13 protein-coding genes are annotated in these 14,804 nt (G+C 64.5%); 2 read left to right on the forward strand and 11 right to left on the reverse strand.

The window, feature by feature from the left end; translation table 11 throughout:
- Position 1: 1 nt before the first annotated feature.
- The 4 genes from ACVMB0_RS03395 to ACVMB0_RS03410 form a co-directional block, all read right to left on the reverse strand.
- Entirely contained in the window at positions 2-652 is a 651-nt protein-coding gene (locus ACVMB0_RS03395; protein WP_461345316.1) for a toll/interleukin-1 receptor domain-containing protein, read from the reverse strand.
- A gap of 144 nt (positions 653-796) precedes the next feature.
- On the reverse strand, positions 797-2,140 hold the full coding sequence (locus ACVMB0_RS03400) for a TRAFs-binding domain-containing protein (protein ID WP_461345317.1): 1,344 nt from the start codon (positions 2,138-2,140) through the stop codon (positions 797-799).
- Positions 2,141-2,152: 12 nt separating this feature from the next.
- Positions 2,153-2,737, reverse strand: coding sequence for a hypothetical protein (locus tag ACVMB0_RS03405; protein WP_456752168.1), 585 nt, complete (start codon positions 2,735-2,737; stop codon positions 2,153-2,155).
- A gap of 108 nt (positions 2,738-2,845) precedes the next feature.
- A complete protein-coding gene (locus ACVMB0_RS03410) occupies positions 2,846-3,985 on the reverse strand; it encodes a patatin-like phospholipase family protein (protein ID WP_461345318.1) in 1,140 nt (379 codons plus the stop codon).
- A 385-nt stretch (positions 3,986-4,370) separates the two neighbouring features.
- Here ACVMB0_RS03410 and ACVMB0_RS03415 point away from each other — a divergent pair, with 385 nt between their 5' ends.
- Entirely contained in the window at positions 4,371-5,801 is a 1,431-nt protein-coding gene (locus ACVMB0_RS03415; RefSeq protein ID WP_461345319.1) for a toll/interleukin-1 receptor domain-containing protein, read from the forward strand.
- A 35-nt stretch (positions 5,802-5,836) separates the two neighbouring features.
- On the opposite strand, the gene ACVMB0_RS03420 is transcribed toward ACVMB0_RS03415, so the two are convergent.
- The 3 genes from ACVMB0_RS03420 to ACVMB0_RS03430 form a co-directional block, all read right to left on the reverse strand.
- Positions 5,837-6,568, reverse strand: coding sequence for a hypothetical protein (locus tag ACVMB0_RS03420; RefSeq protein WP_461345320.1), 732 nt, complete (start codon positions 6,566-6,568; stop codon positions 5,837-5,839).
- A gap of 109 nt (positions 6,569-6,677) precedes the next feature.
- Positions 6,678-6,920 carry a hypothetical protein gene (locus ACVMB0_RS03425; protein WP_456752164.1) on the reverse strand — a complete coding sequence of 81 codons (243 nt, stop codon included), beginning with the start codon at positions 6,918-6,920 and terminating at the stop codon, positions 6,678-6,680.
- 114 nt (positions 6,921-7,034) lie between these two features.
- Positions 7,035-8,012 carry an NAD(P)H-dependent flavin oxidoreductase gene (locus tag ACVMB0_RS03430; RefSeq protein ID WP_461345321.1) on the reverse strand — a complete coding sequence of 326 codons (978 nt, stop codon included), beginning with the start codon at positions 8,010-8,012 and terminating at the stop codon, positions 7,035-7,037.
- Between the two features lie 85 nt (positions 8,013-8,097).
- Here ACVMB0_RS03430 and ACVMB0_RS03435 point away from each other — a divergent pair, with 85 nt between their 5' ends.
- A complete protein-coding gene (locus tag ACVMB0_RS03435) occupies positions 8,098-9,660 on the forward strand; it encodes an AMP-binding protein (RefSeq protein WP_461345322.1) in 1,563 nt (520 codons plus the stop codon).
- A gap of 117 nt (positions 9,661-9,777) precedes the next feature.
- Here ACVMB0_RS03435 and ACVMB0_RS03440 read toward each other — a convergent pair whose 3' ends face one another.
- From ACVMB0_RS03440 to ACVMB0_RS03455, 4 genes are all read right to left on the reverse strand, one after another.
- A complete protein-coding gene (locus ACVMB0_RS03440) occupies positions 9,778-11,910 on the reverse strand; it encodes an ATP-binding protein (protein ID WP_461345323.1) in 2,133 nt (710 codons plus the stop codon).
- Positions 11,911-12,314: 404 nt separating this feature from the next.
- Positions 12,315-13,088: a thioesterase family protein gene (locus ACVMB0_RS03445; protein ID WP_461345324.1), complete on the reverse strand. Its 774-nt coding sequence runs from the start codon at positions 13,086-13,088 to the stop codon at positions 12,315-12,317.
- On the reverse strand, positions 13,088-14,059 hold the full coding sequence (locus ACVMB0_RS03450) for an NAD(P)H-dependent flavin oxidoreductase (protein WP_456752159.1): 972 nt from the start codon (positions 14,057-14,059) through the stop codon (positions 13,088-13,090). Before ACVMB0_RS03450 ends, ACVMB0_RS03445 begins: the two co-directional genes overlap by 1 nt.
- 173 nt (positions 14,060-14,232) lie before the next feature.
- Positions 14,233-14,775 carry a hypothetical protein gene (locus tag ACVMB0_RS03455; protein ID WP_461345325.1) on the reverse strand — a complete coding sequence of 181 codons (543 nt, stop codon included), beginning with the start codon at positions 14,773-14,775 and terminating at the stop codon, positions 14,233-14,235.
- Between the last annotated feature and the right edge of the window lie 29 nt (positions 14,776-14,804).

Consider the following 14,804-nt stretch of genomic DNA (forward strand, 5'->3'; position numbering starts at 1 on the left):
TTCATTCCCTCGGTCCATGGTGAAGGGGTAAATTCAATTGGCGAAGTTGCGAGACCTGCGTCAGCCAGCTTAAGATGTCTCCCGTTTCCGGGAACTTGAACTGACGGCAATTCGCGTTACTAAAGACGCCTGCATTGTGCAGAGCGACGTAACGCAAATAGATCTCCTTTGCCAACTTCTTGAACTGCGCCTGACAGACGCGCTTCTTGAAGTCGGATTCGCACAAAACATCGAAGTCTTCATACTGGCGAGTGTGAACGATCTCATGGGGGAGCCAATCAACTTCTCCCCGAAAAACGACAGGGAAGATCAGTCCCTTGTTACCGAGATTCACTACTGTTGAGCGACGACGTTGCTCCTCCAAGCTAAGCATAGCTTTGTACTCGAGCGCACAGTAGGGAGATCGCACATCAAAGTGGAGGGGCGACAAGAACATCACCATACACGCGCTTCTGCAGAGTTGGTACGCCAGCTCAGCATTTAAGTGGTCGCCGACCTTGAGCCCCTCTTCATCAAAAAAGATCGGAACATTGGGCAGAAACCACATCAATTGCTTTCTTAGTTGGCGAACAAAAGCCTTCACAAAGACATGAGCGTCGGGGTCATGCGTATGGCGGTAGCTGATAAAGCAAGCGTTGATATCTTCATTCATGCTAAGGCATGCTCCCTGTTGGGATCATTTCACCCTGGATTGCGGCGACGGCCATGTTGAGATTCCCGAATAGCAATCGGGGCGAACATTTCTTCAGAAGCAATTGAAAGTAACTTTCAGATCTCGTTCGTATCCAGCGTCGTGTCATCGCGCCGACTTTATTTTATCGATCACCGCGGCGAGCCGCGCGCGCGCGTCCACGTCGCTTAGCTGCGCAAGACTGGTTTCAAGGTCAGACAGAATGGTGTCGATCTTCCATGCTACCGTACCTTCGTTCAGCACTTCATCGGCCAGTTGCCCGGCTTTATCAGGCTCACCGAGGTCGAAGGCCGCGGTAAGCAGCGTCGGACGCAGCCATTCGTCGGCCACTTGCAGCCGCTTGGCACGTTCGCAAGCGGCGATCGTCAACCGGAGAGCCGTCTGCGCACGCTCCTCGTCTCCTGCACCTCCCCGCGTGCGATAGAGACGCGGCAGATTGCTGGAGCAATAATAGGCGTTGAGATCGAGCTCCATTCCCTGCTCGTAGCATTCGATTGCCTTTGCGAGTGCCTGCCGCCTCTCGGCGGCGCTGGCCGTTGCCGCCTTGGCAAGCCGCTTGTAGCGACCACCCATCAGGCCAAGGCGTTCCGGCGTCGGCCGTGCCATGTCGATCAGCGTTTCGATCTCGGCAATGGCCTGGATTGCGTCGCCAACCTGGGCCGCCGCAAATGCCCGATTTTCCTTCACTTCGGGTTCGTCCGCAAAACGATCAGGAAGATTCTCGATGTACTGCAGCACGACGTTCCAGTCCGCGGTGGTGTCGACGCAGTCGCGCAGCAGCAGCAGCAGGGCGAGCGCCTTCGCATAGGTCGCGGGTGGATTGCCCTCGGCGGCAATCAAGGCCTGGGCCCGCTTCATGCGCTCGGGCGCTAGCGACGCGCGCACCGCTCGTATCTTGGTCTGGAACGCGGCTTGCTCGGCGAGCTGGCCCCGCATCACCGTCGCCTTGCGCGGATCGACCTTGTCTGGATAGCCCGGGATCGACTGATGCATCGGTGAAATCCCGGTCGCAAGCGCCCTGATGGGCGCCTTGATTGCGGCCTGCATCGCGGCAGCGGTGGCCTCGGTGATCTCTCCTTCGGGCAGCGGATAGCGGACGGTCCGCATCTGCACGACATCGAACAATTGCTTGGACCAGTCCGCCGCAAGCAGGACGCACCCCGTCTTCTGCGATGCGTGACGAATACCGACTTCGTAATAGACATTCCCATTTGGAATGGTCATGTCGGCCAGCACAAGATCGGCGAAATAGAGCCGTTCCAACATTTCGCTGATGATCAGTCCGCTGGTGTCCTGGTCGGCCCGTACCGGCTCATAGCCCAAGTCCTTGATGACGGGAACATAGCCGTGGTCCCAAAGTGCATTGAAATCGATCTCGGCGGGCCCGCGCCCCGTTTCATTTTGCGTCGCCCTTCGGCCGTAAGGCATGATCATGAAGCATGACGGCATTTCTGAAATCTCCTAGTCCCATAATTTTCTCGTGTCGAGCCAGTAGATCCACGTCGTCTTGCGGCCGGCCTCTTCCATCAGGTGCTTCGCGCCGCCCGGACCATCGCCGCCCTCGCCGTTCCACAGGCAGATGAAGGCCATTTTCTCGCCGCCAAAGCGCGCGGCGCGCTGCAGCATCCATTGATTGTCGCGCTCGTAGGCGTTCTCGCCGGCCGGCAACGGCCCGAGTTCGTCGGGCATGACGTGGAGCGTCGCCTGCGATTTGGCGGCGAAATACCGCGCGCGCCAATCGCCTCCGGCGAAATCCACCGAGCCGGCGAGGAAGGTCGGCTCGTCAAACGGAATGTAGATTTCAAGCCGCATGCGCTGCGCGAGCGCGGCTTCCGCAAACAACAGGTCGCCGCCGCAAGCGCCGCCGCAGATTGCAAGATCGCCTTCGCGGACCCCGATCCGCTCCAGCGCGGCGGCAATCGCAGCGGCGGCCTTGGGCGCCTCGTCGGGTGGAAAGCGTGGCGTTTTTCGATCCGGCGCATCGATCATGTGACCGCTGAAGAGAACCACCGTGTTCGGTGACTTGGCGTCTTGCTCGGTAGCCATCGCGACACCTCGACTCATGACCGGATCATTGCGTCCAGGTGCCGAACTTAACTGAAGGCGAAATCCTTGTCGAAGCCGGGATCGGCGTGTCCGCCGCGCCGCGCGGCATCACGCGAGGTCGAAGGCCGGCGGGAAATGGTCCGCGCTGACCTGCTTCTCCGCGGCCTTCGCGCCGATCCCGGCGAGTTCGTCCATGTTCTTCGGATCGTCCATCGCCGCGATCTTCGCCAGCGCGTCCGGCGTCCGCTCGATGCCAAGCGTCTGCTTCAGCGAGGCAGTCTCCAGCAGCACGTTGTAGCGCGCATAGGTCGCGAGCTGCGGCCCGCTCTGGCTGTCCGCAATCATGTCGGTCACCGCGCGATCGATCGACCACGGCGTACGGCAATCGGTCAGCCATTGCAGCATGCCGTGATTGTGCCGGCTGCAATCGTCCATCAACGACTGCAGCGAGCGCACGCCCTGCTCTGCCGCCGGCATGCGGACGATCTGCTCGGTCGAATAGGTGGAGCGGAATTGGCCCGTACCGGCCGAGATCAACAGCAGCCTGTCCTTGCCGGTATGCCAGCGAAAGCCGTGGCCATGGAGCGCCGCGAGCATCAGAAGTTGCAGTGCCGGATCGTTGAACGGGCTGACGCCGCCGTCGACGAAGGCGCCATTGACCGTGTGACCGTCGCGCGCCGAGATCGTAATCTCCTCGGGTTTGAAATAGGTCGGCGCCGCGGTCGAGGCACGAACGACTTGCGTCAGCCGCAATGCGCCGTCCTGCTTCGCAAAAGCCGCGTCCGGATTGTTATGCAGCGGCCAGGGACTGCCGGTGTCGAGCCGCTTGGTCATGATCATCAGGCCGGTGCGGACCCGATCGCCGCCGAGCACGGTATCGGCGCCGAGCTGCGTATCGAGCGCGCGCTGCAACGCGTCGGAGTCGAATTTCGGCGCCAGCAACCCCCGCCGCCAGAATGATTCCTGGAAGATGTCGGTGCCGATCCCGCGATAGAGCGTCTTCAAGGCGTCCACGGTCATGCCGCAGGCAAGTCCGGCCGCGATAATCGATCCCGTCGAGGTGCCGCCGATCAGATCGAAATAGTCGCACAGCAACAGGTCGTTGTTGTTGTGCCGCTTGCGCAACAGTGCCTCCATCGCGGCCAGATATTCGAGCGTCAGAATGCCGCGAATGCCGCCGCCGTCGAGCGCCAGGATTCGCTTCGGTCCGGCATCGCGATCGAGATGCTGCTGCTTGGTCTTCGGCATGGTTGCCCCCGCAGAACAATGAGATTTGCTGATTTCGAAACGACCGACCGGTCGCGGCCGAAGGCCCAATTGGATGCGCTTCCGAGCGCAAACGGCACCAGGTCATGACATGAGCGATGCACCAGATCGATACACCGACTTGTTGACGATTTTATCCATTCGACGCCGGAGCACGGCGATTTTCCCGCGCGCGGCTCCCCGCGACAAACATCATGCACCCCATACACGCTAAGGTATAGTGAGCTAGTTCACTGGCAGGGGGCATTTCTTTTTCTCAGCCAGCGGCCGCAAATTCCAGCAGCGGGCTATCATTCGATCCGTAGCGAGACGCGCAACGAGACCCGGCCCGGCCGTCGCAGCAATTTGATGCAGATCGGATTTTGCCATGCCAAACGATTTCTCGGTGTTCATCAGCCATCGCGCCGAAGACAGATTCCTCGCCCGTCTGTTGAAGGCGCGGCTCGAATATCTCAGCAGCCTGGACGGCCAGCGTCCGATGGAATGCTTCGTCTGCGAGGAAATCCCGGGCGGCTCGGAATGGCGGCAATGGATGATCGACAACACGGCGAAGGCCGATTGCCTGATCTTCATCCACACCAACGCCGAGCACAATTGGACCTGGTGTGCGTCCGAGATTTCGCAGTTCGACGGCTACAAGCGCGCGCTGAAGCTCACCTCGAAGGTGCTGTGGTTCTCGGTCGACGCATCGCCGTCGTTCCCGATGCTGGCGGAAAACGAGTTCTACGGCATCGGCGAGGAAGACGTTCGGCGGTTTCTCGAAGATTTGTTCGTGAAGCCGACCTTCGGCGTCGCCCCGCTCAGGCCGCGGCTGAATGCCAACCACGCCCGCGACTTCAACGAGGCGGCGAAGGATCTGCACGCGCAGTTCATGCAGATCACCCGGCCCGAAGAGCTGTTCCGCCTGCGGCTGCGCATCGTGTTCAGCGACGAGCTGTCGTTCCGGCAGAAGGCCGAGACGCTGAGGACATTGCCGCCGGCGGACCGCGCGCGCGGCTTCCTGAAGGATGCGAAACTCGAGGCCGACGCTGCCACCACCACGCTGCTGTCCGGTCCCGATACGGCCGATCTCGACTGGGAGGATCTGCTCAGCGCGCAAAACCGCTACGACAGCGGCGCCTGGCTCGACGAGCTGACGAGCTATGTCGCGAACTCGTTCGCCGACGTGGATATTGCCAGCCGGCGAGGCCGCGAGCAGGTCCTGAGCCCGATCTTCCGCGATCTGAAGCTGTATCAACCGGTGATCGCGCGGCTCGAATATCTCGACAGCACGCCGTTCTCGGTCGTCATCATCTTCGTGCCGATGCCGCCATTCAGCGAGGATCCGAGGCTGATGGTTGCGCAGAACATGCCGAAGGACATCGTCTTCCTCTCGATCCTGCTGCGGCTGGCGCGGCGCTTCCGATGGTCGTTCCTCGAGCCGCTGTACAACGCCGTCGAGGACCTCGACGAGGACGTCACCGCCAAGCGATGGGACGACCTGCTCGCGCGCTACCACGAATGCCTGGAGAACCTGGATTCGATCCTGCGGCAGGGCAACATGCGCGAACTGGAAACCGTCGGCGACATCAAATCGGCGATCAACATCTCCGACGATGCTCTCTTGAAGGAGATGTTCAAGGATTGGGGGACGTTTCAGACCCGGCTGGCGCAGGCCATCGAGAAGAGGTCGCCCGGCGATGTCAGGCAGACGCTGGAGCCCTGGCTGAAGCGCAACAAGGATTTCATGAAGCAGCTGCTGGTCGAAACCCAGAGCAAGGTCGAGAAGCTGCGGCCGCTGGAGGCGCGCGCGGGATAGAGGAACGCAGGTTCGGTTCGATCCGAACCCTGCGCTCAGATCATCGAGGCGACGCGCTCGAGGCCGATCAGGCGCGCCAGCGAGCGGACCTCGTTCTTCTGGTCCTCGCGCAGCTGGAACAATAGCGGCATCGCCGCCGATTTCAGCTGCTGGACCTCCTCGGAGTCCGGATCGATCGGCATGGTGCCCGAAGCGGGATCGCCCTGGCGCTTGGCGTGGATCTTGCGGGCGACGGCGCGCAGCGCGGTCTCGACCGCCGGCCAGTAATATTCCTGCGACGACGAGAGCTTGAGCCGGTCCTTGATGCCGGCGATCTGGGCATCACTGAGCAGCGCATAGTTTTTCTGCGGCGCCGGCTTGGCGGCCGCCTTGGCCTTCGGCGGCGCTGCGGGCGCGACCGGCGCGGGCTCGGCGACCTTCGGCTGCGCGGCATCGACGGGATCGTTGAGCTTCGGCAGGCCTATATCGGCGGGCTCGGCCGACGCGTAAGCCTGGCGCACCGTATCGGCTGCACCCGGTATCGCGGCTTGCGCGCGCAGCAATAGCGGCGACGGGCCGGCGGGAGGATCGGCCGGTTTGGTGGGCACGTCAAAGGAGGCCGCGGCAAGCGTCGTGACCGCGAGCTTGTCCTGCTTGCTGGCACGGTTGGCGACCGGACCGACGTCGGCCTGCGCCGCCGGAAGGCTGTCACGGCCCAAAATGGCTGTGATCGCGGCGCCGGCGAGCAGGAAGCAGGTCAGGGCGACGATGGTGATGGCTCTGGTCAAAAATTACTCCATTGCCGGCCGGTGTCACCGCAAACTGCGCGCGAAATGCGGCGTTAGCGTGCCGCGACGGCGCCAAATAGGTGAAATCGTCCCGAAACGGCCCGAAAAATCAGGCTGCCGCATCAAGCTCATAGGCTTCCTGGATGTCGGCGACGATCTCGTGCGCCGTCCAGAGCGCGCCGGGCTGGACCGAATGCATGCTGACGGTCCAGTTGGTGCGGCGGGTCCGCGGCGTGCTGACGATGTCGAATTCAACCTGACGGCACAGCGGATGCCGCTGCAGGGCGTAGAACACCCGGGTCCGGAGTTCGTCGAGCGAGGCCGGGGTCTTGGAGAGCGCCTGAAGAGCCATGTCGCATTCCCACAACTGCCGGGCGGCCGGCCGTGGCGGCGGACCATCCCGTGACGCATAGTTGGGACTGGCATGGTTAATGCCGCGTTAAGCGGACAGGCGGCACTTGAATGATCAGGCGAGCCGCACCCGCGCGCTCGCCGCCTCGTATTCCGCGACCGTCCGCGCCACGAGTTCGTCGACGCCGAGCACCCCGGTCACCCCCGAAGTGGAGTGGCCACCGCTCCAGATGTCGCGCCAGCGTTTCGGCCGGCTTTCACGGGCGCCGATGTCGATGTCCTTGCCGATGTCGATCGCGCCGCGCGCCGGCAGGTCGTCGGGATCGAGACCGGCGGCCTCGATCGAGGGCCGCAGCATATTGGTCTGCAGACCCGTGAACGCCGTCGTCAGCAGGATGTCGTCGGCGGTCGCCGCGACCAGCATCTGCTTGTATCTCGCATCCGCCATGCTCTCGTGCGTCGCGATGAACTTGGTGCCCATATAGGCCAGCTCGCAGCCGAGCGCCTCCGCGGCGCGCAGCGCGTGGCCGTCGCTGATGCCGCCGGCGAGCACGATCGGGCCGTCGAAGAAGCCGCGCACCGCGCGGACGAACACGAACGGATTGAGCCAGCCGGTCTGCCCGCCGGCACCCGCGGTGAGCAGCACCAGCCCGTCGGCACCGACTGCTGCCGCGCGTTCGGCATGGCGGATCGAGGCAACGTCGGCGAACACCAGCGCGCCGGCATCGTGCAGGGGGCCAAGCACCGGCGCCGGCGAGCCGACCGAGGTGATCACGAGCTCCGGCTTGTGCCGCAGCAGCACGGCGAGATCCTGCTGCAGCCGCGCGTTGGAACGATGCACGATCAGGTTCGGGCAGATCGGCGCCGCCGCTTGGCCGCTCGCATCTTCATGCGACCGCAAGCGCCCCTCGATGTCACCGAGCCACGCATCGAGCTGTTCCGTCTCACGGCAATTCACGGTCGGAAACGAACCGATCACGCCGTTGCGGCAGGCGGCTACCACCAGTTCGACACCGGAGACCAGAAACATCGGCGCCGCAATCAGCGGCAACCGAAGGCGATCGCGAAAACGCGCGAGAGGATCAGCGGACAATTGCTTCTTCCCATCATCATTGTGTTAGCTTGTCGCCAACATTGGCACGCAAGAGGCCAAAGACAAAGCGGGAGGAGGCCACGACATGAGCAATCCGCTCTATGCATTTCCGGCGGTATGCGAACAAACCTTGCGGGCACTGGCGCGCTATCCGTCACGCACCGCCTTCGCATGGCCGGGCGGCTCGCTCAGCTATCAAGGCGCGACCGACCTGATCGGACGGATGCAAAGCGTGTTCATGCGGCTCGGCTTTGCGCCGGGCACCCGCGTCGCGATGCTCACCGCCAACCGTGCCGACAGCTGGTGCGCCGGCGTCGCTGCGCAATTGTCGCGGCTCGCGATCACCTGGCTGCATCCGCTCGGCTCGCTCGACGACCAGTTGTTCCAGATCGAGGATTCCGAAGCCGAGATGCTGATCATCGACGGCATCACGTTTCGCGACCGCGGCGGCGAGCTCGCGGCGAAAGCGCAGGGCCTGAAGACGGTGTTCACGCTCGGCCCGGCGGATTACGGGGCCGACCTGTTGCGCGTGGTCGAGGATGCCGGCAGCGCGACTGCGAAGAACTTCGCCCGCGACGACGACATCTCGACCTTGAACTACACCGGCGGCACGACCGGCAAATCCAAGGGTGCGCTGCGCACTCACCGCGAATATGGCGGCTTCGCCGCAGCCATCCTCGCCGACTTCGAGATCCCCGAGACGCCGCGCTACCTCACGGTGGCCCCAATCAGCCATGTCGCGGGGACAAAAGTGCTGCCGACGCTGATGCGCGGCGGCACCGTGCACATGCTGAAGGGGTTCGATCCGGACGCGGTGTTTGCGACCATCGAACGCGAGAAGATCAACTTCACGCTGTTCGTGCCGACCATGATCTATGTGATGCTGGATCATCCCGCGCTGCCGAAAACCGACCTCTCCTCGCTCGAGCTCCTGCTCTACGGCGCGTCCGCGATGTCGCCGAGCCGGCTGGTCGAGGGTATCGAGCGGATCGGCCCGGTGTTCTCGCAGCTCTACGGCCAGACCGAATGCTATCCAGTCTCGGTGCTGCGCAAGGCCGACCATGATCCGAAGACGCCGGACCTGTTCCTGTCCTGCGGCTTCCCGATCGCCGCCTGCCAGGTCAAGATCCTCGACCAGGACGACCAGGAGGTTGCAACAGGCGACGCCGGCGAGATCTGCGTCCGCGCCACCCACGTGATGGCCGAATACTGGAAGCGGCCCGACATCACGGCGGAGACGCTGAAGAGCGGCTGGCTGCACACCGGCGACATCGCGCGCAAGGACGAACGCGGCTACATGTTCATCCTCGACCGCAAGAAGGACATGATCGTCTCCGGCGGCTTCAACATCTTCCCGCGCGAGGTCGAGGATGTGCTGTCGCAGCACGCCGATGTGGCGATGGTTGCCGTGGTCGGCGTGCCCGACGACAAATGGGGCGAGGCCGTCACCGCCGTCGTGGTGACGCGCGAGGGCGCGGTGCCCAACGCCGACGAGCTGATCGCCCTCGTCAAGGCAAAGAAGGGATCGGCGCACGCGCCGAAACAGATCCAGTTCGTCAACGAGCTGCCGATGACCGGCGTCGGCAAGGTCGACAAGAAGGTGCTGAAGGCCCGCTTCTGGTCCGGCCGCGACCGCATGGTGGGGTGAGATGCTCGTTCCGTCATTGCGAGCGAAGCGAAGCAATCCATCGTCCCGCAAACGGAGAGATGGATCGCTTCGTCGCTAATGCTCCTCGCAATGACGGCGAAGCAAAGCGCGCCGCACCTAGGGCAATGGTGAGAGAGTGGACGGCGCGGCGAGAGTATCCGCGCTGGCATCCGCCGCGGCGGTGTGCTGCCTCGCGTCCTGCCGCAACAGCTGATCGAGCCGCTCGCGCAGCTGATCCTGATGATAGGGTTTGGCCAGCCGCGGCAGGTCGAGCTGGATGCCGTCGGGCAATTCGGCATAGCCGGTGGCGAGCAGCACGAGGAGGTGCGGCCGCAGCTTGCGCGCGGCCGCGGCGAGCTCGACGCCGGTCATGCCGGGCATCACGTGATCGGTCATCATCAGGTCGATCTCCTGATCGGTCCTGAGGATGTCGAGCGCCTGCGCTCCGGAATGGGCGCCGATCACGCGATGACCGAGGTCCTCCAGCATCTCCATGGTCGACATCGCGATCAGCGCATCGTCGTCGACCAGCAGGATCACCGCCGAGCGCTTGACCGTCTGCGGCGCGGGCGCCGCGCTCTCGACCGCCGGCGCCGTTGTCGCGACCGGCAGCACCAGCGCGGCTGTGGTGCCCTTGCCGACCGCGCTCGACAGCTGCAGCGCGCCGCCGAGCTGCACCGCGAGCCCATGCACCATCGAGAGGCCGAGCCCGGTGCCCTTGCCCACCGGCTTCGACGAGAAGAACGGCTCGATCGCCCGCTTCAACACCTCCGGCGACATGCCGGTGCCGCTGTCGACGACCGACAATTTCAGGTACTTGCCCGGCTGCAGCACCGGATCGTTCTTGGCCTGCGAGGCCGCGAGACGGATCTCGATCACACCGCCATCCGGCATCGCGTCGCGCGCATTGATCGCCAGGTTGAGGACCGCAAGCTCGAGCTGGTTGGTATCGACGCAGGCCGGCGGCAGCCCCTCGGGAATGTCGAGCCGCAGCACGATGCGCGGTCCGAGCGAACGCTCCAAGAGGTTGCTCATGTCGCGCACCAGCGTGCCGAGGTCGACCGGCACCGCGCGCAGATCCTGCTGCCGCGCGAACGCCAGCAATCGCTGCGTCAGCGAAGCGCCGCGCTCGGCGCCCTGCAACGCGCCATCGACCAGCCGGCGCAGCCGCGGGTCCTCCGGCATCCGCTTGCGCAGCAGGTCGAGATTGCCCATCACCGCCATCAGGAGATTGTTGAAATCGTGCGCGACGCCGCCCGTGAGCTGGCCGATCGCCTCCATCTTCTGGGCATGGCGGAGCTGCTCCTGCGCCCGCTCGCGCGCGGCGACCTCCTTCATCAGGTCGGCGGTGCGCTGCTCGACCCGCTGCTCCAGCGTCGCGGTGAGTTCGGCCAGCGCGGTGCGCTCGGCGGCGAGCTGCGCCAGCAGCGCCTCGCGCTCGATCTCCGCGGTCTTGCGCGCCGTGATGTCGGAGCAGACGCCGACCAGCGAGCGGATGCTGCCGTCGGGGCGGCGCACCGCACGGGCGCGGACATCGACCCAGTGCTGGGTGCCGTCAGGCCAGATGTTGCGATATTCGATCCGGTAGTCCGCGCCGGTGCGCAGCGTCTGCTCGACGGTTTCGGCGCGGCGGACGCGGTCGTCGGGATGCACCGAACCCAGCAGATCCTGATAGGTGAAGGGATCGCCGGGCCGGCGCCCGAAGAAGGCCTTGCAGGTCGGCGACGCCTCGAGCTCGAAATCAGGGAGATGGACCTCGAGCGCGCCGAGATGGCCGGCGTTGAGCGCGGTCTGCAACAGATCTTCGCTCTCGGTCAGGTCCTCGAGGATCTGGCGGGTCTGGTACTGGCGGCGACGGCCGCGCACTGCGGATGCGACCAGGCTCACCAGCGTGGTCGGGTGAAACGGCCGCTCGATGAAGGTGACGTTGCCGAGCGCGCGGCCGAGCCGCGCCGCTTCCGGATTCCGCTCGGGAGGCCCGGCCTCGCTCATCAGCACGATGGGGAAATCCGACCATGACGGCTGCGCGTTGAGCCAACGCGTCAAGCCGGCGAGGTCGGCGGTCCGGATCGCCTCATCGGCAATGATGGCAAGGCCCGCGCCGCTTGCGACCTGGCGCTCGAGCTCGGCGAGGTCGCCGCAGATATTGGCGTAGTAACCGGCTTCCTTGATCAGATGGGCGGTCTTGACGGCGTCCCGCTCGCTTGCGGCGAGGATGACCGCGCGTTCCGAGGACGGGCCAGGCTTCATCGCGTTCGTCCCTGCGGCACCCAGGCGCAGCGACCGGCCGGCCCAGCACGATGCCGCCAGGCGGCCAATGCGACGATGCCGGCGGCGGGATCGATACGCGTCATGGGGCCCCCCTAACGGGAGCGAAACTCGCTGGTGCGGCCAACCGTTCCCATGAAGGGAGGTTATTTTTGTCGCAGGGCCAGTCGCTTGGCGCGGCCCCCGCAGCGTGAACGCGAATCGGTGAAACAACCCCATGCACAGGAGGCGTGGCCAGTCTTCGCCTTCCCCCTGAAAGGGAGGAAAGGTCGGGATGAGGGTCAGCCGCAGGCTCGGCAGCGCGTGGAGACAGCAGATCCCCACCCGCTTTGCTCTGGCGGGCAAAGCGACCTCCCCTTTTCAAGGGGAGGTTGGAGAAGCGCAGGTCAGCGGCGCTCGATCACCAGGCTCTGGACCGCCCGGCCGAAATAACCCCTGACATCGGCGAGCCGCGACATCGCAAGCCCGGCACCGTCAGGCCCGATCCAGGATTCGCCGTCGAGCAGGATCCAGTCGCCGACCGGCTCGCGCGCCAGGCTCACGGTGAGATCGGCGTTGATGAAGGTCCATTGGTTGAAATCGAGCGCCGGCGAGGTGCCGTTGGAAAAATCCGAGGCGACCACCGCCCGCATCGCCTGCGACACGGCGGCGCCCGCGATCAGCGGCTGATTGACGCGGAACCAGATCGCGCCCGGACCCATCACGCCGAAGCGGCCGCGCGCGGCCCGCATCGAAATGCACTTCACGAACGGACTGTTCGCGAGATTGCCCGGCTCGACCATGCTTTGGTCCGGCCCCGGCAGATCGACCGGAAGGGCTGCGATGTCAGGCGGCAACCCGGCCGCCTGATGCTTGATCTTGAGCACCGTGGCCGAGACCACGAGGACGCCATCGGCGAACAGCCTGACGCCGCAGAGCTGGATCTTGCGGCCGTCGCGCAGGATCTCGCTCGCGACCGTCAGCGGCGCCACCGGCACCGGACGCATCAGGTCGATGGTGACGCGCGCGATCCGCATCGGCACCGGCGTCGCGATCGCTTCGGCGGCCCACACCACCAGCGCCGCCGGCGCGGAGCCGTGCTGCATCCGCGGGTCCCACGGACCCGCGGCGTCGGGGCTGGTGACGACGCGGTCGCCGTCAACGCGAAAGATCGGCTCCATCAAGCAAGCGCCGGATCGACCGCTTCGTCGTATTCCTTCTTGAAGCGGCCGATCAGCTCGGCCGCGGGCACCACCTTGGAGATGCTGCCGACGCCCTGGCCGGAGCCCCAGATCTCCTTCCAGGCCTTCGGCTTGGCGCGCTCGCCCGAGGCATCGGTGCCGAAGCTCATCTTCGAGGGATCGGACGTCGGCAGGTTTTCCGGATCCATTCCGGCTGCGACGATCGACGGCTTCAAGTAATTGCCGTGCACGCCGGTGAACAAATTGGAGTAGACGATGTCCTCGGCGGACGAATTGGTGATCATGCTCTTGTAGCCCTCGACCGCGTTCGCTTCCTTGGTCGCGATGAAGGCGGAGCCGATATAGGCGAAGTCGGCGCCGATGATGCGCGCGGCGCGGATGGCGCGGCCGTTGGCGATGGTGCCCGACAGCGCAATCGGCCCGTCGAACCACTGCCGCGTCTCCGACACGAACGGGAACGGCGACAGCGTGCCGGCATGACCGCCAGCGCCGGCCGCGACCAGGATCAGGCCGTCGGCGCCCTTCTCGATCGCCTTGTGGGCGAACTTCTGGTTGATCACGTCGTGGAACACGATGCCGCCCCAGCCGTGGACGGCCTGATTGAGCTCCTCGCGCGCGCCGAGCGAGGAGATGATCATCGGCACCTTGTGCTTCTCGCACAGCGCCATGTCGTGATCGAGCCGGTTGTTCGACTTGTGCACGATCTGGTTGACCGCGAACGGCGCCGACGGCCGCTCCGGATGCGCCTTGTCATGGGCGGCGAGCTCTTCCTTGATCCGGTACAGCCATTCGTCGAGCAGTTCCGGCGGCCGCGCATTCAGCGCAGGGAACGAGCCGACCACGCCGGCCTTGCACTGGGCGATGACGAGGTCGGGCACCGAGATGATGAACAGCGGTGCCCCGATCACGGGAAGAGACAGGCGGCCCTTGAACAGAGCAGGCATGGACATTGGCGGCGGATCCTAAGGGTTGGTCGTTGGTCCCGAATGCTGACCGTCATACCAACAAGAATCTTTCCAGTGTCAAGTATTGCGTTATGGCGCTGCGAAATGGATGACAAAACTTCATCCAGGCGCGGCATTTTTCGCAGGCGTCTGGCATCCCAGACGTGGTTTTGTCTGCCTCATTGGCAGACTGCCCGTGTCACGAAATTTTCCGCCTTGCAGTCGTTCGGGCCGCGTTTGTGGCCCGGCAGATAGACCAGCGGCGAGCATTTCTCTGACGCGTCGGTGTCGATGCCCTTGCCTTCCTTGAAGCCTTTACTTTGGCACAGCCGGTCGGCGCCGATCTTGCAATCCGGCGCGCCGTTCGAGGCAACCACGCAGGCCGCGCGGCCGGTCACCACCGTCGAGGGCCGCGCGATGTTCGTGAGGTCGTTGAGGGTCTCGCCGGGGCTCTTGAGCGGCGGCAGCGCCGATTTCGACTTCTCGAACAGCTTGCCAATTTCGTTGATCAGCCCGGGGTTCTCGCGCTCGACCGGCGCGGCCGGCAGCTCGATCTGTTGCGGCTGCTGAGGCTCGACAGACTGCTGCGCCGGCGACTGGACACCAGGCGCGGGTGACGCACTCTGCGCCCATCCCCTATCGATCGCTGGCAGCGCCATCGACAGCGCAAGGCCCGCCATCGCAGCGCGTGTCTTGGCGGGATTGAGTCTTGCGGGATTCACCGGTCGTCGATTCCATCGGCCATCGCAGC

Source organism: Bradyrhizobium sp. USDA 4451 (assembly GCF_054822585.1).

Bases quoted from the DNA above. Each gene is read 5' to 3' on its own strand.
- ACVMB0_RS03400 (WP_461345317.1), bottom strand. From the start codon at position 2,140: ATGCCGTCATGCTTCATGATCATGCCTTACGGCCGAAGGGCGACGCAA.
- ACVMB0_RS03435 (WP_461345322.1), top strand. From the start codon at position 8,098: ATGAGCAATCCGCTCTATGCATTTCCGGCGGTATGCGAACAAACCTTG.
- ACVMB0_RS03425 (WP_456752164.1), bottom strand. From the start codon at position 6,920: ATGGCTCTTCAGGCGCTCTCCAAGACCCCGGCCTCGCTCGACGAACTC.
- ACVMB0_RS03440 (WP_461345323.1), bottom strand. From the start codon at position 11,910: ATGAAGCCTGGCCCGTCCTCGGAACGCGCGGTCATCCTCGCCGCAAGC.
- ACVMB0_RS03450 (WP_456752159.1), bottom strand. From the start codon at position 14,059: ATGTCCATGCCTGCTCTGTTCAAGGGCCGCCTGTCTCTTCCCGTGATC.
- ACVMB0_RS03395 (WP_461345316.1), bottom strand. From the start codon at position 652: ATGAATGAAGATATCAACGCTTGCTTTATCAGCTACCGCCATACGCAT.
- ACVMB0_RS03405 (WP_456752168.1), bottom strand. From the start codon at position 2,737: ATGGCTACCGAGCAAGACGCCAAGTCACCGAACACGGTGGTTCTCTTC.
- ACVMB0_RS03445 (WP_461345324.1), bottom strand. From the start codon at position 13,088: ATGGAGCCGATCTTTCGCGTTGACGGCGACCGCGTCGTCACCAGCCCC.
- ACVMB0_RS03415 (WP_461345319.1), top strand. From the start codon at position 4,371: ATGCCAAACGATTTCTCGGTGTTCATCAGCCATCGCGCCGAAGACAGA.
- ACVMB0_RS03410 (WP_461345318.1), bottom strand. From the start codon at position 3,985: ATGCCGAAGACCAAGCAGCAGCATCTCGATCGCGATGCCGGACCGAAG.